The 23,624-nt window shown below is 43.6% G+C and carries 15 protein-coding genes, 1 pseudogene and 4 riboswitches; all 16 genes and pseudogenes read left to right on the top strand.

Annotation, left to right across the window (positions count from 1 at the left end):
• Window positions 1-25 precede the first annotated feature (25 nt).
• A riboswitch (SAM riboswitch) is annotated at window positions 26-127 on the bottom strand.
• Between the two features lie 205 nt (window positions 128-332).
• Window positions 333-436: riboswitch (SAM riboswitch) on the top strand.
• A gap of 78 nt (window positions 437-514) precedes the next feature.
• Window positions 515-1,681: an S-methyl-5-thioribose kinase gene (gene mtnK, locus KNQ14_RS13720; RefSeq protein WP_214861357.1), complete on the top strand. Its 1,167-nt coding sequence runs from the start codon at window positions 515-517 to the stop codon at window positions 1,679-1,681.
• The gene (gene mtnA, locus KNQ14_RS13715) at window positions 1,678-2,727 is read left to right on the top strand and encodes an S-methyl-5-thioribose-1-phosphate isomerase (protein ID WP_214861355.1); all 1,050 of its coding nucleotides are present in this window, start codon (window positions 1,678-1,680) and stop codon (window positions 2,725-2,727) included. Before mtnK ends, mtnA begins: the two co-directional genes overlap by 4 nt.
• Window positions 2,728-2,738: 11 nt before the next feature.
• Complete coding sequence (locus KNQ14_RS13710; RefSeq protein WP_214861353.1) at window positions 2,739-3,821, top strand: sugar ABC transporter substrate-binding protein; 1,083 nt, start codon at window positions 2,739-2,741, stop codon at window positions 3,819-3,821.
• Window positions 3,818-5,326, top strand: coding sequence for a sugar ABC transporter ATP-binding protein (locus tag KNQ14_RS13705; protein ID WP_214861351.1), 1,509 nt, complete (start codon window positions 3,818-3,820; stop codon window positions 5,324-5,326). The genes KNQ14_RS13710 and KNQ14_RS13705 overlap by 4 nt, the downstream gene beginning before the upstream one ends.
• Complete coding sequence (locus KNQ14_RS13700) at window positions 5,323-6,327, top strand: ABC transporter permease (RefSeq protein ID WP_029340729.1); 1,005 nt, start codon at window positions 5,323-5,325, stop codon at window positions 6,325-6,327. Before KNQ14_RS13705 ends, KNQ14_RS13700 begins: the two co-directional genes overlap by 4 nt.
• A 365-nt stretch (window positions 6,328-6,692) precedes the next feature.
• On the top strand, window positions 6,693-7,649 hold the full coding sequence (locus tag KNQ14_RS13695; protein ID WP_023467045.1) for an AAA family ATPase: 957 nt from the start codon (window positions 6,693-6,695) through the stop codon (window positions 7,647-7,649).
• Window positions 7,646-8,728, top strand: coding sequence for a DUF58 domain-containing protein (locus tag KNQ14_RS13690; RefSeq protein ID WP_214861349.1), 1,083 nt, complete (start codon window positions 7,646-7,648; stop codon window positions 8,726-8,728). Before KNQ14_RS13695 ends, KNQ14_RS13690 begins: the two co-directional genes overlap by 4 nt.
• Entirely contained in the window at window positions 8,725-10,797 is a 2,073-nt protein-coding gene (locus KNQ14_RS13685; RefSeq protein WP_149426791.1) for a transglutaminase TgpA family protein, read from the top strand. The genes KNQ14_RS13690 and KNQ14_RS13685 overlap by 4 nt, the downstream gene beginning before the upstream one ends.
• A gap of 40 nt (window positions 10,798-10,837) precedes the next feature.
• A riboswitch (purine riboswitch) is annotated at window positions 10,838-10,939 on the top strand.
• Window positions 10,940-11,068: 129 nt separating this feature from the next.
• Window positions 11,069-12,589, top strand: coding sequence for a glutamine-hydrolyzing GMP synthase (guaA, locus tag KNQ14_RS13680; protein ID WP_214861480.1), 1,521 nt, complete (start codon window positions 11,069-11,071; stop codon window positions 12,587-12,589).
• A 266-nt stretch (window positions 12,590-12,855) separates the two neighbouring features.
• Window positions 12,856-15,615, top strand: coding sequence for a DNA methyltransferase (locus tag KNQ14_RS13675; protein WP_214861347.1), 2,760 nt, complete (start codon window positions 12,856-12,858; stop codon window positions 15,613-15,615).
• The gene (locus tag KNQ14_RS13670) at window positions 15,612-17,549 is read left to right on the top strand and encodes a DEAD/DEAH box helicase (RefSeq protein WP_214861345.1); all 1,938 of its coding nucleotides are present in this window, start codon (window positions 15,612-15,614) and stop codon (window positions 17,547-17,549) included. Before KNQ14_RS13675 ends, KNQ14_RS13670 begins: the two co-directional genes overlap by 4 nt.
• Window positions 17,530-18,684: a GIY-YIG nuclease family protein gene (locus KNQ14_RS13665; RefSeq protein ID WP_214861343.1), complete on the top strand. Its 1,155-nt coding sequence runs from the start codon at window positions 17,530-17,532 to the stop codon at window positions 18,682-18,684. The genes KNQ14_RS13670 and KNQ14_RS13665 overlap by 20 nt, the downstream gene beginning before the upstream one ends.
• Before the next feature lie 183 nt (window positions 18,685-18,867).
• Window positions 18,868-19,804: pseudogene (locus tag KNQ14_RS13660) on the top strand (tyrosine-type recombinase/integrase); the annotation flags it as partial.
• A gap of 558 nt (window positions 19,805-20,362) precedes the next feature.
• Window positions 20,363-20,647 (top strand): hypothetical protein, encoded by a 285-nt coding sequence (locus tag KNQ14_RS16815; RefSeq protein ID WP_251138410.1) that lies wholly within the window; start codon window positions 20,363-20,365, stop codon window positions 20,645-20,647.
• A 149-nt stretch (window positions 20,648-20,796) separates the two neighbouring features.
• Window positions 20,797-20,898: riboswitch (purine riboswitch) on the top strand.
• 135 nt (window positions 20,899-21,033) lie between these two features.
• The gene (locus tag KNQ14_RS13650) at window positions 21,034-22,338 is read left to right on the top strand and encodes an NCS2 family permease (protein WP_214861478.1); all 1,305 of its coding nucleotides are present in this window, start codon (window positions 21,034-21,036) and stop codon (window positions 22,336-22,338) included.
• 84 nt (window positions 22,339-22,422) lie between these two features.
• Window positions 22,423-23,334 (top strand): proline dehydrogenase family protein, encoded by a 912-nt coding sequence (locus tag KNQ14_RS13645; protein WP_214861341.1) that lies wholly within the window; start codon window positions 22,423-22,425, stop codon window positions 23,332-23,334.
• Window positions 23,335-23,624 lie beyond the last annotated feature (290 nt).

The following is a 23,624-nucleotide window of genomic DNA, read 5'->3' as shown; positions in this document are numbered from 1 at the left end:
AGACCATGAATGATTCGAACGTGGACTCTTATCTGTCAGCTTAGTAGCTGCAAGAATTAGCACCGTGCCAAAAGGTCGGTTGCTGCGACATCGTAGGGCTTGTCCCTCCGTCTGCTCTTGATAAGAATTGGATGAAATTGTGAAATCTAATTGCAATTTTTACATGAGAATCGCTACTTGTCAAACTATTTTTAGAAAATTTATTTTTTTGAAAATACTCTTTCTATAGATGGCATAAAAATGATATCCGTTTCTGCTTGATTTCGATTTGACAGCGAGGAAGTCGATTGCGTAAGATTCAAATCAATATCACACACGACAACTACATACGACTCTTATCGCGAGTTGGCAGAGGGAATTGGCCCGATGACGCCGCAGCAACCGACCACTAGGCACGGTGCTACATCCAACAGACGTTTCGTCTGAGAGATAAGAGGACGCAGTGACTTTTCTGCGCCTCTTTTCGATGACGAAAAGAGGCGCTTTTTCGTGTATCACATAGGGGGAAACTGAGATGACATATAAAGCATTCACAGAACAGGACGCGATTGATCGTGTTCGGACATTAGGACTGATCGGCGACGGAACTGTCGAAGCAGAAGAGATTGGCGACGGGAACCTCAACCTCGTCTTTCGGATTCGAGAAGGCGAACATCGCTTGATTTTAAAACAAGCATTACCATATGCGAAGGTCGTCGGGGAGAGCTGGCCGTTATCGCTCGAACGAGCGTGGATCGAGCAATCCGCACTCCGTGAATTCGCACGGCATGCCGTACCGTTCGTGCCGCGTGTTTTTCATGCTAGTCATGAAGAGGCGTATACGGTCATGGAAGATCTTTCACATCTGACGATCGTTCGAAGCGGTTTACTCGCAGGTGAACAGTATCCGTTGCTTGCGGAACATATCGGTTCTTATCTCGCTCGGACGTTATTCCATACATCGGACTTTGCACTTGGTCCGGTTGAAAAGAAACGTGTCGCCCGAACGTACTACAATCCAGACTTGTGCGACATCACGGAAAAATTAATCTTCACGGATCCGTTTCATGACGCGGAAACGAACGAGATTGAAGCCGGACTCGAAGAAGAGGTGGCACGTCTATGGGCAGACGATGAGTTGAAACGCGAAGTCGCAAAACTCGAAGCGCTCTTCATCACGAAAGGAGATGCATTGCTGCACGGCGATCTACATACAGGCAGCATCTTCGCCTCGGCGACGGAAACGAAAGTCATCGATCCAGAATTCGCCTTTTATGGTCCATTCGGATTCGATGTCGGGCAGTTCATTGCGCATCTATTCTTCGCAGCATATCCGGATTACCCTACACGACGTGACGCCCGAATCAAGGATATCGATACGTTCTGGCTGACGTTCGCTTCAACGTTCCGTGCATTATGGGAACGGGAAGCCGTCGAACCATTCCGGACATCGGGGCTCGTCGACGATGTATTGAGCACGATCTTGCAGGATGCCCTTGGCTTTGCCGGTTGCGAATTGATTCGGCGGACGATTGGTCTTGCACCGGTCGCTGATTTAGAATCAATCGATTCAACGACGGAACGCTTAGAGCGGAAACGTCACGCTCTTCGTCTAGGAGCGGCGTTAATCAAACGCCGTACAGAATGCCGGACATTCGATGATTTACGAAACTTTGACGTAACGGAGGAACTCAGCCGATGACTACATTCGTTCAAAGTATCCGTTACGAAGATCGTATCTTGACGATTCTCGATCAGACACGTCTACCGCAAGAAGAGCACTATGAAGTCATTGCTGATCTCGCGCAAGCGGTTGAGGCGATTAAGCAACTGCGCGTTCGAGGCGCACCTGCGATCAGCTTATTCGGTGGATTCGTGCTCGTTCAAGAAGCATACCGGTTTGAAGCGGCGCTTCCGGTCTACAAGCAAGCCTTGCTTGAGACATCGGCGACGTTACTCGCGACACGACCGACGGCCGTCAACTTGCGAAATGTCCTCGATCAATTGAATCCAATCATTCAAGACGGGACGTCGGTAGAAGAGATTCGCGAACGGTTGGAAAAACGGACGGTCGCCTTATACGACCAGGATGCGCAGACGTCACGTCAAATCGGGATTCATGCACTGGAATTGTTCCAGTCAGGCGACCGGATCCTAACGATTTGTAATGCTGGATCGATTGCGACCGCTGCTTATGGAACGGCACTTGCGCCGTTCTACATCGCAAAAGAACGCGGCATCGAATTATCCGTTTTTGCGAGTGAGACGCGACCGTTACTGCAGGGAGCACGATTGACGACATGGGAGCTGCAACGTGCCGGCATCGATGTCACGTTAATTACGGACAACATGGTCGCCCATACGCTGAAAGAAAAACAGATCGATGCGATCATCGTCGGTGCCGACCGCATTACACGAAACGGAGATACCGCGAATAAAATCGGGACGTTCCAATTGGCATTGCTCGCGCAAGCTTTTGGTATTCCGTTTTACGTCGCAGCACCGCTCTCGACGTTCGACTTCTCGCTCGTTTCCGGAGACGCGATCGAAATCGAAGAACGTGATCCGCAGGAAGTGACGACTGTCCAAGGTGTCGCGACAGCACCGGAAGGCGTCGCTGTCTTCAACCCGGCGTTTGATGTCACACCACACACATTGATCACGGGCATCATTACCGAACTTGGTGTCATCACGCAACCGAATGAAGAAACGATTGAACAATTAACAGGGCTTCAACCCCTCGGATAAGGAGATATGTCATGAAAAAACTAGCTTACGCCGTCCTAGCACCGGCACTGTTACTAGCGGCTTGTGCGAATGGAGAAGCCACGACGACGAAGGTCGTCAAGGATGTACCAAAAGGGGTTCAATCGGACGTCAAGATCGCCGTCATCCGCAACCTAGCATCGGACGACCATACGAAACAATTCCTTGATGGCGCACGAAGTGAAGGCGAAGCGCTTGGCTTTAAAGTCAGCACGTTCATTTCGGAAGGTAACGACGTCAAGTTCAAGGAGCTGGTCGCGCAAGCGATTCAGCAAGATTATGATGGGCTCATCATCTCGCATGGTAAGGAAGACTACGCCTATGACATGATTAAACCAGTGGTCGACAAAGGGCTGAAGGTCGTGACGTTCGATACGGTCACGAAGAAAAAAGGAACGGCGTTAAAAGGTGTGACGGAAACATTCCAAAACGATCATCAACTCGCGAAGCTATCGCTTGATGAAGTGACGAAGGTGACGGACAAAAAGCCGGTCCGTGTCATCAAACTTTGGTTCGGACCAGGTTTTGCCCCGCTCGATCGTCGTCAGGAAATCTATAAGACGTACGAAGCAGACGGTAAGATCAAAACGCTTGAGACGGTTGGACCGACAAACTTCCAAGATGTCCAAGGGGATATCGCAACGAAGATGAATGCGATTCTCGCGAAATATCCGAAAGGAAGCATTGATGCGGTTTGGGGAGCGTGGGACGAAGTCGCAAAAGGGGCTTACAAATCGCTCAAGGATAATAAACGTCAAGAAATCCCGCTAATCTCGATCGATGTCTCGAATCAGGATATCAACCTGATGCGTGAAAAAGGCAGTAACTGGGTCTCGACGAGTGCGGTGGATCCATTCTTGATTGGACAAACGGACATGCGATTACTGGCTAAGAAAATCGCTGGCGAGAAGACACCAGATAGCTTTGATCTCGACGCGAAACTCGTGGAGCAGAAGGCGTTGAAGCAGGATACGACGATGTACAATCTCGATACGATCATCAAAGGATGGAGTACATCGGACAAATTCAATGAACCGTGGATGGACCGGTTGCGTGACGTCCATAAAAAACAATGACGTCTACCAATCATCACTTGAAGATGACTGGGATTTCACTGGCGTTTCCAGGAGTGCAAGCCTTAAAACAAGTCTCGTTTGAAGTGAAATCCGGTGAAATCCACGCGCTTGTCGGTGCGAATGGTGCCGGTAAGTCGACGTTGATGAAAGTCTTATCCGGAGCGGAAACGGCGGACGAAGGAACGATCTGTCTCGACGGGAAGGAGTTGTCCATCACGTCACCACGTGATGCGAAACAGATTGGAATCGACCTCGTCCAACAAGAGGTCGATGTGGCGCTTGTCCCGTATTTGACGGTCGCTGAGAATATCTGTCTCGATCTGTTGACGGACGGAACGATGACTGGCTTCGTATCCCAACGCCGTTACATACAGCGTGCCAAGGAAGCGTTAGCGACATTACAGGCGGATATTTCCGTCAAGACACGTGTCGAGGAGTTGCGGCTTGCTGAAAAGCAACTCGTACTGATTGCTCGCGCCCTCGTCCAAGAACGCCGTTTTTTGATTTTAGATGAACCAACGGCACCTCTCAGTCAGGCGGAAACAAGCCATCTCTTTTCAGTCGTGCGTCGTTTAGCCGAACGAGGGCTTGGGATCATCTTCATCTCGCATCGTTTACAGGAACTATATGAGATTTGCGACTCCATCTCGGTCATGCGCGACGGTCAACTCATCTCACGACATCTTTTGACAGACATCACGAAGGAAGCTGTCGTTGAGCAGATGCTCGGGCGTCAGCTTACGTCTGTTGTGAAAACGTCACGGGTAAATGCAACGAACGTATTGACCGTCGAGAGTGCTACGAATGCGGACGTCCACGATATCTCCTTGACGGTTCAAGCAGGTGAAGTCGTTGGTATCGCGGGTCTTGTCGGTGCTGGTAAAACGGAATTATGCAAAGCATTGTTCGGTGATCGCCCGTTTCAGGAAGGCGAGGTTCGGATAGGTGGAAAAGCCCATCGCCTTCGCAATCCACAAGCTGCGATTCAAGCGGGAATCGGTCTCGTTCCAGAAGAACGACGAAAAGAAGGAATTCTTGTTGCCGATTCTGTCGCAGAAAATCTAACAGCAGCGGCAGCTCATGATTTCGTCAACCGCTGGGGGCTGATGGATCGTCGCAAAGAAGCAAATCAGGCATCGCAATGGGTCAAGGAGCTGGGCATTAAAGTGGCAGACGTGAAACAGGAAGTAGGTCAACTATCCGGTGGGAATCAACAAAAAGTCGCCATCGGAAAATGGTTACTGACCGATGTTTCTGTACTCGTCTTGGACGAACCGACAAAAGGTGTCGACGTCGGAGCCAAACAAGATATCTATCGTCTGATTGACGGACTCGCGCAACAACAAAAAGGGATCCTTTACGCGACGAGTGAATGGGATGAACTTTTGACCGTCACGGACCGAATCTACGTCATGTTCGATGGACGGATCGTCCATGAAACGAAGACGGCGGACACATCAGAAGAAACCTTGTTGTGGTATGCGACAGGAGGAGGGCAACGATGAATGAGGTAGTATCAAAACAAACGAACCGAGGGAAGGGTTTACGTCCTGTCCTCGGATTCTTGAACGACTGGGGGATCGTCCTCGCGATCCTTGCCCTCGTCCTGTTTTTTGCGACGACGGCTCCAACATTCCTACAAGGGACGAATTTAATTAATATTTTACGAAGTATTTCCATCGTGACGATTATCGCGATCGGCTTGACCGTTTCTTTGACGGTCAATGGATTTGATTTATCGGTCGGGTCGACCGCGACGCTTGCGAGTTCTTTCGTCGTCTCGTTCTTCGTCTGGTACAGTCTACCGCTCGGTGTCTCGATTGGTTTAGCACTTCTCTTATCTCTTAGCGTTGCTCTGGTGAACATCTTACTCATCGTCTGGTTTAAGATTCCGGATTTGTTTGCGACGCTTGCGACGATGTTTATCGTCGAAGGTGTCGCGATGACGTATACCGGTGGTGGTTCAATCAGTGCCGGAATGCCGCGCTTGGACGGTACACCAACAGTCGGCACGATTCCGGAGGCATTCGCGAAAATCAGCCAGGCACCTTGGATCATCGTCATCATGCTCGTCGTCGTCGCTGTGACTCATGTCTTTTTAAGCCATACGCGACATGGTCGTTTTCTCTATATTATCGGTGGGAATCCGGAAGCCGCACGACTGACAGGAATTCGTGTCAACCGCTACCGGGCACTCGCGTATCTGATTGCTGGGTTACTTGCTGCGGTCGGTGGGATTTTGCTTGCGTCACAAGTCGGATCGTCGCAAATCAACGCCGGTTCCGGTTATCTGATGCCAGCGGTCGCGGCGGCATTCATCGGCTCGTCGTTCGCAGGACAAGGGAAGCCGAATGCGCTTGGCACACTTGTTGGGGCTTGTCTCGTCGGGATTCTTGAAAATGGTCTCGTCATGCTGTCTGTTCCATACTATTCGTTGAATATCATCAAAGGGCTGGTCCTTGCGGTCGCGCTCGCGACGACTTATGCGCGGTATCGTAAAAAATAATTAAAATTCGACGTTTCATTTATAACATATTCGGTAATATTCAATATATGAAAGGATGGTGATGCACATGAATGATTACCAATGTAGAGGGAACGATCGCATGTCGCTTCTGAAAGAAGAGGATCACCGGACTTGACGAACGTTGTCCATTGACACGGATGTATTCGTGTTTTACGTGCAACTGCACGGTTCAAGAACGGATCACGGCATGTGTTCGTTCCTGAAACAAATAAGGGGGAAACGCTACGGCGTTCCCCCTTTTTCATGTGCTAGAAACTGCTCGTATTTCTTTAAAAGCGTATCGGAATATGAGATGATATAAAAAGTCAGAAAATTCAACTACTACGAGAGCAAGGGGCCTGACAATGCGAACATACACTAAGGAGATTCAAGCGATTATCGACAACGTAGAGAAAGTCATCATCGGTAAGGAAGATGTCATCACACAATCATTGGCAGCATTACTAGCGGGCGGTCACGTCCTATTAGAAGACGTACCGGGAGTCGGGAAGACGATGCTCGTCCGTGCGTTCAGCCGATCGATCGGGTTGACCTTCAAACGTGTTCAGTTCACGCCAGACCTACTTCCGTCAGATTTGACGGGTGTATCGATGTATAATCAGAAAACTAGCCAATTCGAATATAGACCGGGTCCTTTAATGGGAAACATCGTCTTAGCCGATGAGATCAACCGAACATCACCAAAAACTCAATCTGCCTTACTCGAGGGAATGGCGGAAGCGAACGTCACCGTCGATGGTGAGATTCATACGCTTCCGAATCCCTTTTTCGTCATGGCGACACAAAACCCGATTGAACATGAAGGCACGTATCCGTTACCAGAAGCACAACTCGATCGTTTTCTCGTCAAAGTCAAAATGGGTTATCCTGATTTCCACCAGGAAATGAAACTACTGACACGTTTCGAACGGGATGAACCAATTGAAACGCTTGAAGCGGTGATTGGTCGCGAGCAATTGCTCCAGATGAAAGAAGAAGTCAAGAACGTCCATGTCTCACAGCCCGTCAAAAAATATATCGTCCATCTCGTCCAAGCAACCCGGACGAACGGTTCACTTTATCTCGGCGCGAGTCCCCGTTCTTCGATTGCCTTGATGAAAGTCGCGCAAGCATGGGCATACATGGAAGGACGCAGTTTCGTCTTACCGGATGATGTCAAACATCTCTTGATTCCGGTCCTGTCACACCGCTTGATTTTGACAGCGGACGCGCGTTATCACGGTCAATCGTCTGAACGGATTTTAGAACAAATCAAAAAAGAGGTTGCTGTACCCATCCAACAAGACGTGGAGTCCCTATGACGAAGTGGCAAATTGGTTGGCGTTACGCTGTACTCCTTTTGACGACGGTTGCCTTATGGACATATGCGCGCGTCGATGGCGGAAATGTCGCTTCCTTGCTGTTTTATGTCATGGCTGGTTTGACCGTCTACTGGACGCTCTTCCTCGTTTGGCCTGTCACGCAGGCACTGGCGACGCGCGAAGTCTCAAATAAGATGCTCGTTGCCGGAACGGATATCCCGGTTTCCTTGCGGGTTCGCCGACGTTTCCCGTTCCTTGTCGGAGCCGTCGAGGTGACGGAGGCGATTCCAAACGAACTCAGCGAAGAAAAACTCGATATCAGCCGTCCGCTCCGTGCCCACTACCGAAAGACAGAGCACATCGACTACACGATTCCATCGATTCGTCGAGGAGTGTACCAGATTCCTGGCTGTATCGTTGAAATTACAGATCCGTTCGGTCTGTTCAAGCGGAAGCGGATGTTTCCGGTCGAGACGTATCTTGCGATCGAACCGGCACGCCTTGCCGTTCAACTTCCGCATGAGGAGGATCGCGGCGATGGAGGAATCTCCCCTGTGTCGCTTGATCTTCGTCAGTCGTCCTTTACTGTCGTCGGGGTCCGGGAATACGTCAGTGGTGACCGGATGAATCAGATCGACTGGAAAGCGACAGCGAAACGTCAAGGCTTAATGACGAAAACGTTCGAACGAGAGCAGGAACGGGAGACGACGATCATCTTTGATGAGGGGACGGAAGCGGGTGAAGCCTTCGAACGCGTCATCTCGATGCTGGCAGAAGCGACGGATCAGTTGAACAAACGACGGCTGAGCTACCGCATTCACCTCGTCGGACATGCTGTTCAATCGTTGTCGTTACCTCTTGAAGGAGCGAAACTGACGCATTACCTGATGACGGCGCAGCCGAGTCGGACACGGACGTTCATCGAGTCATGGGAGTACTCGTCAAAAGCACTTCGATTGAGTGGGAACGTCCTTTTCATCACACCGGATCTTGAATCGAACAATGAACTATGGATTTCGAAGATTAATCAAGAAGCCACCGTTCATGTCTATACACCAGAACGGAGGGGAGTGCGATGATGCGACGCTTGATTTGGAACGCCATCGCGGCAGCCGTCCTGACTTGTTTCATGCCACCACTTCTCGAACTGACGACGTTCGAGCATCTCTGGTCCTTCTTACCGATGCTGTTTCTGCCGTTGCTGTTGTCGCATCTATCGCGGCGTTACTTTTTACTCGGAAGTCTCGGTGGATTACTGCTGTCGTTCTATCTGATTTTGACGCCGGGAGCAGCACCATGGGGCATCTTTACGGAAATCAGTTCAGATATTCAGAGCGTCATCAATGGTGAATTACCAGGACGACCCGCTTTCGCGCTCTCGATCGGATTGATTAGTTTTTTGATCGCGTATCTCGCGCGTCGGACGTTCCCGAATCGTGGGTTCGTCTTCGGGCTTGCCTTCGGAGTCATCGGGTTCATCGCCTATTGTGATACATGGACGGATTACTCGGGAGAGACATTCATTCTCTATCCGATCATCTTATCCTTGCTATTGCTCTATGCGACGGAAGTCAACGAACGACCACGCGCTTCTTACGTTCGTCCGCTGAGTGCCTTATTCATCATGGGTGCCGTCATCGTCGCTGCTGTCCAAAGTCCTGTCATCAATGCGACATGGCAAGACAGTTGGTACGATTTGACGTCCGGGCTTGAAGGTGAAGGAGAGCCGACGAATGCGATTCAAAAGGTTGGCTACGGTAACAATGACGAGCAACTCGGAGGACCGTTCCAGATGGACGATCGGGAAGTCTTCCAGGTCGAAAGTGAAGGGAACCGATACTGGCGAGTCGAGACGAAAGACATTTATACCGGCAAAGGCTGGGTGCTGTCGGAATCGAATCCGGAAATCGATGGACGGGGTTTCTTCTCGCACTTCGGGCGAGAAGTCAAGACACGTGAGGAAACAGCGACTTTTGAGATGGCACGTGAATTACCGTTCGTGCCATATAACGGAGATAACGTCCGGGTCTCGGTCGATCAACAACGACAAAATGTACTGGTTGATCCAGAGAATCAAAAAATATCGTATCTAGACGAGGCGGATCGTCAACGCAATTATCAAATTGACTACTCGTATCCGCTCTTTACGGAAGAACAACTCCAGACAGATGAACCCGTCAATTTATCGGAGAATGAAACAGAGCGGTATCTCCAACTGCCGGATGGTTTACCACAGCGTGTCCGTGATTTAGCGGAACAAATCGTTGAGGGTGAGGAGACACCGTGGGACAAAGCACGGGCGATTGAAAATTATTTCGAAGAAGAGAACTTTGAATACAATACGGAGGAAGTTGCCGTACCAGGAGAAAATCAAGATTACGTCGATCAATTCCTATTCGAGACGAAGCTCGGATACTGTGATAACTTCTCGACGTCGGCTGCTGTTTTGCTACGGGCAGCCGGGTTACCCGCACGCTGGGTGAAAGGGTTCACGGGAGGCGAATCCGACGTCATCGGAGCTGCCGTGACGAGTTATACAGTGCGAAATAAAAATGCGCACTCGTGGGTCGAAGTGTATATCGAAGGACCAGGCTGGGTACCGCTTGAGCCAACAGTCAGTTTCGATGGAGCAGGACAATACACGATCGATCGGGAAACGGATAATGAGACGGAACAAGCAAATCCGCAACGTGAGACAGAAGATAATACGGAGACAACGACGCCAAATCGTCCGCAAGAAAATCTTCTTGATGAAGAACAGACGACTAGCGCTGGACAGACGGAGCAGAAGTCAATTCCATTTTGGCCAATCTTCCTGACGGCACTTGCTCTCTTATTCCTGTACTTGTTCCGAAAACCAATCATTCGAACACTCGCGATTCTCTTCTTCCGAAGACAAATCGAGCGACCGGAAGGATTCCGCCGGATGTACCGGTACCTCTTACGACGTCTTGATAAAAAAGGATTCCATTATCAAGATGGTCGGACGCTTGCGGAACTCGCTCACGAAGTCGATGGGTACTACGAGACGTATGCGATGCGACCGTTGACGGATGCTTACGAACGGATGGTCTATGGTGGAGAATCACTATCGGCTGAGAAAAAACGTGAATATTTCGAAAATATCATTCGTCATGTAGAGGGTTGATATTTACGAAACGATACAGTTACAATGGGAACAACGTAAATCACACACATGCAATCTCCTTTGTATATACTCGCGAATATGGCGCGAGAGTCTCTACCGGGTCACCTTAAACGACCTGACTATGAAGGAGCAGACCCTTCGTATACATTTTTTTGTGAAGCGGCCTGCTCTTTTTCCATTTTATCCATGGGCGAAGAGTGGGCTTTTTTCATAGGGTACGCATGAAATCAGAAAGGCGGGAACAGATTTGGAAGCACATTTGGACCAGGAAATGATTCTCGTCCTCGATTTTGGAGGACAGTACAATCAATTGATCACACGTCGTATTCGGGACCTTGGTGTCTACAGTGAGTTGCATTCGCATAAAATCACTGCAGCAGAAGTAAAAGAAATCGCACCTGCTGGTATCATCTTCTCAGGTGGTCCACGTAGCGTCTACGCAGAGGATGCGTACCGGTGTGACCCGGAAATCTTCGACCTCGGTATTCCAATCTTCGGGATCTGTTACGGCATGCAGCTCATGTCACAACATTTCGGCGGAACAGTAGAACGTGCGGGACATCGTGAATATGGAAAAGCCACATTGACGTTACAAGACCCGTCACCGATGTATACGAACCTACCGCTTGAACAAACGGTCTGGATGAGCCACAGCGACCTCGTCACATCTGTGCCAAACGGATTCGTCGTCGATGGAACGAACGTGTCATGTCCGATCGCTTCGATCAAGAACGAAGAATTGAAAATGTACGGTGTGCAGTATCACCCGGAAGTGAACCATACGGTCTTCGGAAAAGAATTGCTCAAGAACTTCCTCTTTGAAGTCTGTAAATGTGCAGGCGATTGGTCGATGGAGAACTTCATCGAAATCGAAGTAGCGAAGATTCAAGAACAAGTCGGCGATAAAAAAGTCCTCTGTGCACTTTCTGGTGGTGTCGACTCGTCTGTCGTCGCAGCCTTGATCCACAAAGCAATCGGTGATCAATTGACATGTATGTTCGTTGATCATGGTTTACTGCGTAAGGGTGAAGCGGAAAGCGTCATGAAGACATTCGCGGATCACTTCCACATGAACGTCATCAAGATTGATGCCCAGGACCGTTTCCTCGACAAACTCCGCGGTGTCTCGGATCCAGAGCAGAAACGTAAAATCATCGGCAACGAGTTCGTCTACGTCTTCGACGAAGAAGCTTCGAAGCTGACGGACATGGACTTCCTTGCGCAAGGTACGCTCTATACGGATATCATCGAGAGTGGTACGGATACGGCACAAACGATCAAATCACACCACAACGTCGGTGGACTGCCGGAAGACATGCAGTTTGAATTGATCGAGCCGATCAACACGTTGTTCAAGGATGAAGTCCGTGAACTCGGGAAAGAACTCGGTCTTTCCGATGAAATCGTGTGGCGTCAGCCGTTCCCAGGACCAGGTCTCGGGATTCGTGTCCTCGGTGAAATCACAGATGAGAAACTCGAAATCGTTCGCGAATCTGATTTCATTCTTCGCGATGAAATCAAAAAAGCAGGACTCGAGCGCGAAATCTGGCAATACTTCACAGTCCTTCCTCCAATCCGATCGGTTGGTGTCATGGGCGATGAGCGGACATACGACTATGCGGTCGGAATCCGCGCTGTCACGTCAATTGACGGAATGACATCAGACTGGGCACGTATCCCATGGGACGTGTTAGAGAAAATCTCGGTTCGGATCGTCAACGAAGTCCAGAACGTTAACCGCGTCCTGTACGATGTGACGTCGAAACCACCGTCAACGATTGAGTGGGAGTAATAAATAAAATAAAATTGAAGTTTTTATGCTGATTTCATGGGGGTTTACGAGTTATAGGAGGGTTAATTAAAGTTAAATTAAATTGGTTCCCCGCCAGAATCCCCGCCAAAACTGGGTATGTAAGAAAATGCTTTTATCATTTAGTGATAAAAGCATTTTTTGTTATCTCTGAATATAATTTTACTAGCCCTGCTATCAATACTAGGATAACTTATAAATTTGCTATAATAGTATTAATACTAGCTGAGTAAAGGAATGTAAATCAAATGCCAAAGAAAAATTTATTATCTATCACAGAAATTGAAGATAGAGTTAAAATAATAATTGAAAATTTAAATGAAGAGACTTTTATTGAAGAACTTTTAGGACTTTTTGATATTCCTAAAACAAGTATCACACGTGCTAGATCAAGTGAGGGAGATTTTTTGATACGTAATAAAGTTCGTTATCGAAAAGTTGAAAACGACCCACTGCAAGCTATTGATGAAATCGAGCAGGAAATATTACCTCAAAATCAAAAGCCTCGCTACCTTATCACAACTGATTTTGAAATGCTTTATGCAAAAGATACAAAAACAAATGATTCACTAGCTATTCACTTTGAAGATTTGCCAACTTTTGCAGAGTTTTTTCTTGCATGGAATGGGATTGAGAAAGTAGAATACCAAAAAGAAAATCCGGCAGATATTAAAGCAGCTGAGCGTTTCACAAAACTTTATGATGAATTGGTTAAGATTAATCCGGAGCTTGCAAAAGAGGAAGTTGACGGCAAATCCTTTAACCTTTTTCTAATTCGTTCCCTTTTCTTGTACTTCTCTGAAGATACAGAAATTATTACTAAAGGCTCTTTTACTAATATCCTTAAAACAAGGACTGAAATCGACGGAAGTAATCTAAATTCAGTCATCAAAGAATTATTTTCAATTTTAGATGTGCCTGAAAACCAAAGACACGATACGCCTGAATGGCTGAAAAAATTTCCATATGTTAATGGTAAACTTTTTAAAGTACCACATCATGACTTAAATTTCAGTACTTTAACCCGAAAACTACTTATCGAAGCAGGTGAATTGCTTAACTGGAATGAAATCAATCCCGATATTTTAGGGGCAATGATTCAAACTGTTGCAAATAAAGAAGAACGCCAAGTTTCAGGTATGCACTATACGAGCGTACCTAATATCCTGAAAGTCATTAAACCGCTATTTTTGGATAATCTCCAAACTGAATATCAACGTTTATCAGATCGAGCTGATGATTATCTTGAACGTGAGATTACTGAAAAACAAAGACGTGAACAACAACGAGATATTATTAAACAACTGAACAGCTTGCTTGAGCGAATGAGTAAAATTAAGTTTTTAGACCCTGCCTGTGGTTCAGGAAACTTTTTGATTATTACTTACAAAGAACTTCGCAGACTTGAAATCCAAATCCTTCTTAAAATTAGTGAAGTTCAGGAAGCATTAAATGAAAAGGATGCTTATCAAGGAGAATTACTTAATCAATCTAAAATTAAGCTAAACCAATTCTCAGGCATTGAACTTGACGATTTCGCACATGAGGTAGCTAGGCTTTCTCTGTATATTGCTGAACATCAAATGAATGTAGAAATGATGGAATCTTTAGCAGATTATCAACCTAGAATTCTACCACTTCAAGAATCAGGGAATATCGTACACGGTAATGCCTTACGTATGGATTGGAATCTAGTTGTTCCTCATGAGACTAATGAAGAAGTTTATATTATGGGGAATCCACCTTATATAGGATCTAGAAATCAGACTGAGGAAAATAAAAAGGATATGAGTGCCATTTTCCAAGGGGTTCAATCATTTAAAAAACTTGATTATATAAGTGCCTGGTTTTTACTAGGTGTGAAATTCGTTGAAAATACAAAAAATAAATTTGCATTTGTAACAACGAACTCGATAACTCAAGGGGAACAAGTTCCAATTTTATGGAAAAAACTACTTTCCTACAATATAGAGATTTGTTTTGCATATAATTCTTTTAAATGGAATAACAATGCCAGTAATAATGCTGGCGTAACTGTAGCAATAATTGGGATAGCTTCAAAGGATGATAATTCCAGCAAATACCTACTTTCAGAGGAAAAGAGTATTGAAGTGCCTAATATTACACCTTATTTAAGTTTTGGGGAAATTATTCTTGTTGAAAATAGCACAGTTCAATTTTCTGGCTTCTCTAAAATGCAAAAAGGAAATGGTGCTTATGATGGTGGATTTTTAACATTTTCAATATCTGAATATGAAGAAATTGTTTCTAAAATTCCTGAAACAAAAATATTTTTCAAAAAGTATGTTAGTGCTGACGACATTATTAATGGAACTTATAAATATTGCCTATGGATTTCAGAAGAAAATTTACCTGCTGCACATAACATCCCATTTATAAATAACAGAATTGAAAAAGTAAAAGAATATCGATTAAGTAGTAAAAGAGAAGTTACAAAACTACAGGCTAAAACTCCATATGCATTTGGTGAGATTAGATATCAAGAGGGCCAGGGATTCATTATCCCTGTAGTTTCTTCTGAATCTAGGGAGTATCTACCTATTGCAATTATTGATTCAGAAATAATCCCATCTTATGCAACATTTGTGTTATACGACGCCCCAATCTGGTTACTTGGAATCTTAGAATCTCGTATGCATATGACTTGGCTTCGCGCAGTTGGTGGAAGGTTGAAAACAGATTATCGCTATTCTGCAGGAATGGTTTATAATACTTTTCCAATTCCTAAGCTGTCAACAAATCGCAAAAATATCCTTGAAGAAGCTGTTTTAGATATGCTAGATGTCCGTGAAGAAGAAGGGGGTACTCTTGCTGAGCTTTATGGAGGTGCGAATAAACCAATGAACGCAAGATTACGTGAAGCACACAAAAAAATTGACGGTATTGTGGAGCGTGCTTATAAGCAAGAATCTTTCAAATCTGATGAGGAACGATTGAGTGTATTGTTGAAACTTTATCAAGAAATGGTAAGTGAGGAGAAAAAATGACATCAAATATTTTTGAAATTAATTATAATGGTACGGGGCAAAGCCAAAATACAAATGCATTAGGGATGCGTGAAATGCAGGCACGTGTCTATGAGAAACGTGCTTCACAATATCTATTAGTTAAAGCTCCCCCTGCATCAGGGAAATCACGTGCTTTGATGTTTGTGGCTTTGGATAAGCTTACAAATCAAGGTATAAAAAAAGCAATTATTGCAGTTCCAGAACGTTCTATAGGAAAATCCTTTCAATCTACAGAATTGGAAAAATTAGGATTTTTTTCTGATTGGGTTATTAATCCAAAAAATAATCTCACAGACCGTGGAACAAGTCAAAGTAAAGTGTCACGGTTCATTGATTTTATACGTTCAACAAACTTAGAAGATAATATCATAGTTTGTACCCACGCGACTTTACGTTTTGCTTTTGAAAAATTAAATGATTCGGACTTTGATAATGTATTACTTGCCATTGATGAGTTTCACCATATATCACAAGATGATAATTCTGTTCTCGGCAATGCGTTGCGTAATATTATGGGGAATTCTTCTGCTCATATCGTTGCGATGACTGGCTCCTATTTTCGAGGAGATTCTGTCCCGATTTTGAAACCTGCTGACGAGCAAAAATTTGATAAAGTAACATATACTTATTATGAACAACTTGAAGGTTATAAATATCTAAAGAGCTTTGCCATGGGCTACAGCTTCTATAGAGGACGCTATACGGATGCACTTTCAGAGGTTTTAGATACTTCAAAGAAAACAATTATTCATATTCCAAATGTAAATTCTGGGGAATCTACCAAAGATAAATATGATGAAGTTGACCGTATTCTTGAAGAATTAGGTGATGCAAAATTCGATGGAAATTTAGGACTTTGGCTAGTAACTGAAGAATCTGGAAGAGTATTAAAAATTGCAGATTTAGTTAATGAGGGTGGTCGTGAAAAGGTTCAAGAATATATTCGAAATATGTCTAAAATTGATGACTTGGATATTATTATTGCACTTGGTATGGCAAAAGAGGGATTTGATTGGCCCTTTGCAGAATATGCTTTAACAATCGGATATCGTAATTCATTAATGGAAATTGTGCAAATTATTGGTCGCGTGACTCGAGATAGTTCAAATAAAACTCATGCCCAATTTATCAATTTAATTGCTCAACCAGATGCTCAAGATGATGAGGTCATGTTTGCAGTTAATAATGTCATGAAGGCAATCACTGCAAGTCTTTTGATGGAATCTGTATTGGCTCCTACCTTTAAATTTAAGCGTAAGGATAATGATAATCAAAAATCAAATGGAGCTGATATTTTTATCAAAGGTTTAAAGGAGCCAAGTACTAATCGTTCAAAAGGTATTATTCAAAACGATTTGAATGATCTGAAAGCGACTGTTTTACAAGACGGCCAAATTCAGCAAGCTATTGCTGCTGGTGTAGAAGCGAAAGTAATTAACAAACAACTTATCCCCCGTGTAATAATGAATACCTACCCTGATTTATCAAATGAAGAGACTGAGGAGGTACGTCAGCACTTGGTTGCACAATCTGTTATTCAATCTGCTGAGCGTGAAGAAGGAACTAGCGGAAAACAATTCCTCAAAATGGCAAATAAATTTATCAATATTGATGAAATTGCCATTGATTTAATTGATGAAGTGAATCCTTTCCAACGTGCTTATGAGGTGATTTCAAAAGAGATAGATGCACCAACGTTACGATTTATTCAAGATTATATGGATGGTATAAAATTTACTTTTTCTGAAGATGAATTAGTTTTGTTGTATCCTCAAATTGTTCAATTTAAAAATGAAAATGGAAGAATTCCTGATAAGTCTAGCTCAGACCAATATGAGCAAAGATTAGCATATGCTTTATTACGTTTGGAGCAATTAAGGAGAGAGAGACAAGATGGACAAACTCAATCTTGATGATATCTTTTCGGATCCAATTTTTGATGAACTAATAGCTGAAACTCCTAAGAAACAGGTTAAGCGAATTGACCCGGAATTTGAAAAATTTCAAGAGATTATCGAATGGATAAAAAATCATGATGGAAAAGAACCAGAAAAATCTCGGGATATGACCGAAAGAAAATTATTTTCCAGACTTAAAGGCTATCGTGATAAGCCAGAAATGATAAAGAAGCTAGCTGAGATTGATGAACTAAATTTGCTTGATAGCAAAAATTCAGTTTTAGAAAATTCGATAAAACCACCTGAATCTCTTGACGATATTCTTAATGATGACACACTTTTTGAGAAAAAAGATAAAGTTGATTCACTACTCGATTTGTCGAGATATAAAAGAACAATCAATGCGGCTGATAAATACAGTGTTCGGAAACGAGCTAGCCATTTTGAACGATATGAGGCGCTATTTAAACTTGTTCAAAAAGAGGTTGCAAATGGCACTCGAAAAATAATACCTGTAGATACTGAAAAAAATATTATGCCAGGTAAATTTTATATTGATAATGGAATTCTACTTTATGTTCTATCAATAGGTGATTATTATACAGATAAAAATGGTTATCGTAACGCAAAGCTTCATCTTATTTATGAAAATGGAACCGAAAATAAAGCTATTTTGTTGAGGTCATTTGCATCGAATCTCTTTGATAAAACTCGTCATGGTCGAATGGTAACTGAAGTAATGAGTGATGTAATGGGAGAAACTACTGTTGAAGAAAGAGCTGCTGAATATATAACTACTGGATATATTTATGTAGTCAAATCTCTTAGTTCAAATCCTGAAATATCAAAGTATAAAAATCTTTATAAGATTGGTTTTGCTAGTGGAAGTGTTGAAAAGCGGATTGCTAATGCTGAAAATGAATCTACTTACCTATATGCTCCAGTGAAAATTGTTGCAACATGGGAAGTTCAGAATTTCAGTGGTCGGCAGCTAGAAACAGTCATTCATCATAGATTTGAAGATAAGCAAATACAAATTGCTGTCCCAACAGCAAACGGAAAAAATGAGAATCCTAAAGAATGGTATTTAGTTTCTTTGGATGAAATTGAAGAGATTATAAATGATATTATTGTGAAATTGAATAGTTAATTAAGGTTGATGATAGTTGTCAAAGCATCTTTGCCATAATGGTGAGGATGCTTTTTATATGTATTTATTTAGCTTTTTCTAGTATAAAAAAATCAGAAAATTCTAGTATAATGTTAATATTGTAACGATTACTTTTGGGTGAGATTATTATAAACTATCAATGTTTAAAGAAATTTCACAATGGAAGATATTCAAAATTTTTGTATTTGGTTACTTACTGATAAAAAAAGTAATGGATCGGGATATGCACAGTCCTATGCTAGTTTGGTATTTGGTATGTTTCGCAAGAGTCTAGATTATGCTGTTGAAATGGGCTATTTAGAATTTAATATTTTTAAAAAGGCAAAACCTATACCAAAAGGAAAAGCGATTATACCTTACTGGACAAAAAATGAATTTGAATCTATCATTTCTCAAATCTGTATCTCCGATTTTTATGAACATTTGAATTTTGTCATGTTGTGGCTTTACTATATGACAGGTGTTCGAGTAAATGAGGGGACAGCTCTTTGGTGGAATGATATAGATTTCAAAAATAAGCGTATAAGAGTTCATCATATGCTTGTGTTGAAAAGTCGTAAAGATTGGGTTAGGAATGCTTATACAAAAACGGCAGATGGAAAAAGAATAATTTCAATAGATGCTGATACAATAAAAATTTTAAAAGATTGGCGAAAACGCCAAGAATCTATTGGATTAGGAAAAGAAACTGATTTCATCTTCACTTATGATAGTCTACCAATGATTAAATCAACGATAGGTAGAATATTCTACTCTTGCAGGTGTAAAGAAAATTCAAGGTAAAGGATTAAGGCATAGTAATGCTTCTTATCTGATTAATGAATTTAATGTTTCAGTTTTACTTCTATCACGGAGGTTGGGACACTCTAGCCCCGAAATTACACTAAAGCATTACGCTTACTTGTGGAGTGGTGCTGATGAAAATGTTGCTGAGCTTATGGCTGGTAATATCAAAATTAATACAGCGGAAAAAACGAAAATATCTTTTAATGGCAATCAAGCATTAAAAAAAGATACCCCGCCAAAATCCCCGCCAAAATGGTATGTTGACTCTAAAAAAGCCGCTATATCAAAGGTTAGACAGTCTAACTGGCAGTAGAGTGGGAATAAGTACTAGACTTGCTGATAGAATTCGTCTCATGAAGCTTTTCGTACGAATGTTTTAAATGGGACAGGTGAAAGGAAGTCTGTTTCACCTTCAACAACTTGATTTTAAAATGAAGCTCTCTTTTGTTCGCATGATTTGTGAATGGAAGGGGGTTTTTTTGTGATCAAATTCATGTAACTGTTGGACGATTTTACACTGAACCAACGAATTTAGATACTTTAGCTTTAGTTTGCTGAGATGCGTGGACTCTTCCTGTATTATGGAATACATCATCTAATGGAAAAGAAGGATACTGCCTTATGATAGACTAGACATGGACTGAAGTTGATCAATTAGAAAAACTAGAAAAATGGAATGAAGCTAAACGCTATCTTTTGAATTCTTGGAGACAACATCCCGAAGATCTCAAAACAGTCATTCGACTGGGCTTTTTTTTGTTGGTACGTCATCTTTGAACACGGACCATTAGGAATTACAGAGAATGATATAGATATTGAGGAATTAGTATCTTTACTAAAGGAAGTTACATACGATGGTTTACGTTATTTTATGAACCATGAGGACTTTCTATGGTGTTTTGGTTATATGATTTCGATGACTCCTTATTATTTTGGAGAGTACAACGAGTGGGAAGAAAAAGGCGCATCCATGTTACGACGTGCTCATGAACTATGTCCAGATGAACCAATTTATGCGTATTCTTATCTCGAGTCACTCTCAAATACTTACGGAACACGTGAAAATGAATTACAGCAGATCCAAAACGTTTTAGAGGATCGCTTTAAAGGAGAGGGACTATTATCCGACTACTTTAAAAATATATACGCTCAGTGACAGGGCGAATTTCTAACAATCGTAAAATAGCCTTCAAAAAACGTTTTCAAAACCGAACGTTCGGATAAATTAAGTGGTTAAATTTCGCTTTTATGGTTGACCCGTGAATTTGACCGTGCTACGATGTGTCTGTTCTTATTTTTCATACCACTAAAAAACATAAATAATGCCGTATAATTCTGGGGATAGGGCCCGGAAGTCTCTACAGGAACACCGTAAAGGTTCCTACTACGGCGCACACGCAGCATCGTGCGCTTATTGAAACGGCTTTTACCGCTTAGGTAAGAGCCGTTTTTTGTTTTCAAGGAGACGGCTTATTTGGAAGGAAGGCAATCATGAGCACACAATTGAAACAGCCACACCAACCGAAAGCAAAAGAAAATGCGATTGCGCGTTTCTTTGATTTCAATGGGCTTGGTACGAACATGCGTACAGAGTTCATCGCCGGCATGACGACATTCTTTGCGATGGCGTACATCCTGTTCGTCAATCCAAACACATTAGCGGACGCGGGAATGGATGCAGGAGCGGTCTTCGGAGCGACGGCGCTCGTCGCAATGGTTGGTTCCATCACGATGGGGTTACTGGCGAACTATCCAATCGCGCTTGCACCAGGTATGGGACTAAATGCTTTCTTCGCCTATAGTGTCGTCATCGGAATGGGTATTCCGTGGCAAACTGCACTCTCAGGCGTTCTCGTCTCAGGTCTTGTCTTCATGGTATTGACGGCTTCAGGTATTCGTGAGGTCATCATCAACGCAATCCCAGAACCGTTGAAAATGGCTGTTGCAGCAGGTATCGGATTGTTCATTGCATTCATCGGTTTAAAAACAGGTGGTCTCGTCGTTGCGAATGAAGCGACACTCGTTTCACTCGGTGATTTAAGTAAAGGAACAACACTTCTCGCGGTATTTGGTCTTTTCGTATCAGCGATCTTGATGACACGTGGTGTCAAAGGTGCAATCTTCTTCGGGATGATCGTGACGGCGATTGCTGGAATGATCTTCGGTTTGATTCCAGTCCCAACAAGTCTTGGTGAGATTGTTTCAGCACCACCGAGTATCGCGCCAACATTTGGACAGGCATTCCTCCACTTTGATGAAATCTTCACGGTTCAAATGATGATCGTCATCCTGACTTTCTTCTTCGTTGATTTTTTCGATACAGCAGGTACGTTGGTTGCAGTAGCAAACCAAGCTGGTCTGATTAAAGAAAATAAAGTACCGCGTGCTGGTCGCGCATTAATCGCTGACTCAACAGCGACGGTAGCAGGTTCGATTCTTGGAACATCAACAACGGTTTCTTACGTTGAATCCAGTGCAGGGGTCGCAGCAGGTGGTCGTTCAGGTATGACGGCAATCGTCACAGCATTGTTCTTCGGTCTTGCTTTATTCTTCTCGCCATTGCTCGCAATCATCACAGCGCCGGTCACGGCACCTGCATTAATCATCGTCGGTGTGTTGATGGCAGCTTCATTGCTCCAGATCGATTGGAAAAAATTCGAGTATGCGGTTCCCGCGTTCTTGACCGTCATCATGATGCCGTTAACGTATTCAATCGCAACAGGGATTGCATTCGGTTTCCTCTTCTATCCGGTCACGATGATCGCGAAAGGACGAGCAAAAGAAGTGCATCCGATTATGTATGTATTATCACTCGGTTTCCTCGGTTACTTCATCTGGTTGCATTAATCCAAACTGCGTCTTTCTTCTATATAGAAGAAAGACGTTTTTTTTATTGGGAGAGGGTAAGGAAGAAGAGAGAGGGTGATTCAGATGTTACAGCAGATTACTGGACCTGTATTTGAGTACTTGGCTGAGAATAGGTTACTGATTCAATTAGCGAGAAAAGTCGGATTGCCGCTTGGTGGAACATTATTCGTCGGAGGACAGGGCGCAGAAGAGACACTCGATACCGTGAAACAATTTAATCAAGATGGACGAGCCGCTACGGTGGATTGTCTAGGAGAGTTCATCGAGATGGAGCAGGACGCGATAGACATCGCAAATGAATGTATTAAAGTCATCGGGCAAATCAAAGAACATGATCTAGATGCACAAGTATCGCTAAAGCTGACATCGGTTGGATTAAGAATTGATCCGGATATCGCCTATCAACAGTTGAGACGTATTGCAGAAGTTGCAGATCAACAAAACATGCGCGTAACAGTCAATATGGAAGAAGCGATGATGGTCGAGTCGATCGTCCGAGTCTTCGAACGCGTACATGAACATTATCCAAACGTCGGAATTGCGCTACAGGCAAATGTATTCCGTAGTCGTTTTGATCTAGAACGTCTTCAGGCAACAGTACGTATCGTCAAAGGGGCATACGATGGAGACGATGAACTCTATATTCAACCGAAGAAGACAGTCGATGAGACATACCTTCAATTAGTAAAAGTCAATTTGTTAAATGGGAACTACACGCAAATCGCGACACATGATGAACAGATCATTCAGCAAATCATTGACTTTACTCAAATGAAACAGATTGATCCATCACGGTTTGAATTTCAAATGCTTCAAGGCATGCGACCGAAACGACAACAAGAGTTAGTTCGACAAGGTTATCGTGTCGTTATTTACGTTCCGCATGGTGTGGACTGGTATACGTATTTGATGAGACGGTTAGCAGAACGCCCAGCGAATATCGCGTTTACAGTAGGAGCCATGTTAAGAAGGTAAAGACTTTGCGAAGAGGATTTAAACTCTTTGCAAAGTTTTTTTGAAATAATGCTTGTGTTTGTCGAATTTTGTTGTTATATTAATAAATGTTCCAGCGAGACGCCTTTTATAAACGGTTCGTTGGGGCTGAAAAGTTTTTTAAAAAGCATGGTTGACATAATCAAAACAACCTGTTAATCTATTAAAGTCGCTAAGGCGGCAGACGAACTTTGAAAACTGAACGATGAGGCAAAAATCGTATTCTACGGAATACAAAAACGAATGAAGCGCAAGCTTCGTCAATCGTGACT

It is taken from the genome of Exiguobacterium sp. s161 (assembly GCF_018619045.1).
Lineage (GTDB): Bacteria > Bacillota > Bacilli > Exiguobacteriales > Exiguobacteriaceae > Exiguobacterium_A > Exiguobacterium_A indicum.
This window is presented reverse-complemented; position numbering and strand designations above follow the sequence as displayed.

What these genes read in the sequence shown, in the direction of transcription:
- KNQ14_RS13675 (WP_214861347.1), top strand. Translation starts at nt 12,856, where the DNA reads ATGCCAAAGAAAAATTTATTATCTATCACAGAAATTGAAGATAGAGTT.
- KNQ14_RS13685 (WP_149426791.1), top strand. Translation starts at nt 8,725, where the DNA reads ATGATGCGACGCTTGATTTGGAACGCCATCGCGGCAGCCGTCCTGACT.
- KNQ14_RS13710 (WP_214861353.1), top strand. Translation starts at nt 2,739, where the DNA reads ATGAAAAAACTAGCTTACGCCGTCCTAGCACCGGCACTGTTACTAGCG.
- mtnA (WP_214861355.1), top strand. Translation starts at nt 1,678, where the DNA reads ATGACTACATTCGTTCAAAGTATCCGTTACGAAGATCGTATCTTGACG.
- KNQ14_RS13695 (WP_023467045.1), top strand. Translation starts at nt 6,693, where the DNA reads ATGCGAACATACACTAAGGAGATTCAAGCGATTATCGACAACGTAGAG.
- mtnK (WP_214861357.1), top strand. Translation starts at nt 515, where the DNA reads ATGACATATAAAGCATTCACAGAACAGGACGCGATTGATCGTGTTCGG.
- KNQ14_RS13690 (WP_214861349.1), top strand. Translation starts at nt 7,646, where the DNA reads ATGACGAAGTGGCAAATTGGTTGGCGTTACGCTGTACTCCTTTTGACG.
- KNQ14_RS13670 (WP_214861345.1), top strand. Translation starts at nt 15,612, where the DNA reads ATGACATCAAATATTTTTGAAATTAATTATAATGGTACGGGGCAAAGC.
- KNQ14_RS16815 (WP_251138410.1), top strand. Translation starts at nt 20,363, where the DNA reads ATGAACCATGAGGACTTTCTATGGTGTTTTGGTTATATGATTTCGATG.
- KNQ14_RS13705 (WP_214861351.1), top strand. Translation starts at nt 3,818, where the DNA reads ATGACGTCTACCAATCATCACTTGAAGATGACTGGGATTTCACTGGCG.
- KNQ14_RS13665 (WP_214861343.1), top strand. Translation starts at nt 17,530, where the DNA reads ATGGACAAACTCAATCTTGATGATATCTTTTCGGATCCAATTTTTGAT.
- guaA (WP_214861480.1), top strand. Translation starts at nt 11,069, where the DNA reads ATGATTCTCGTCCTCGATTTTGGAGGACAGTACAATCAATTGATCACA.
- KNQ14_RS13700 (WP_029340729.1), top strand. Translation starts at nt 5,323, where the DNA reads ATGAATGAGGTAGTATCAAAACAAACGAACCGAGGGAAGGGTTTACGT.
- KNQ14_RS13645 (WP_214861341.1), top strand. Translation starts at nt 22,423, where the DNA reads ATGTTACAGCAGATTACTGGACCTGTATTTGAGTACTTGGCTGAGAAT.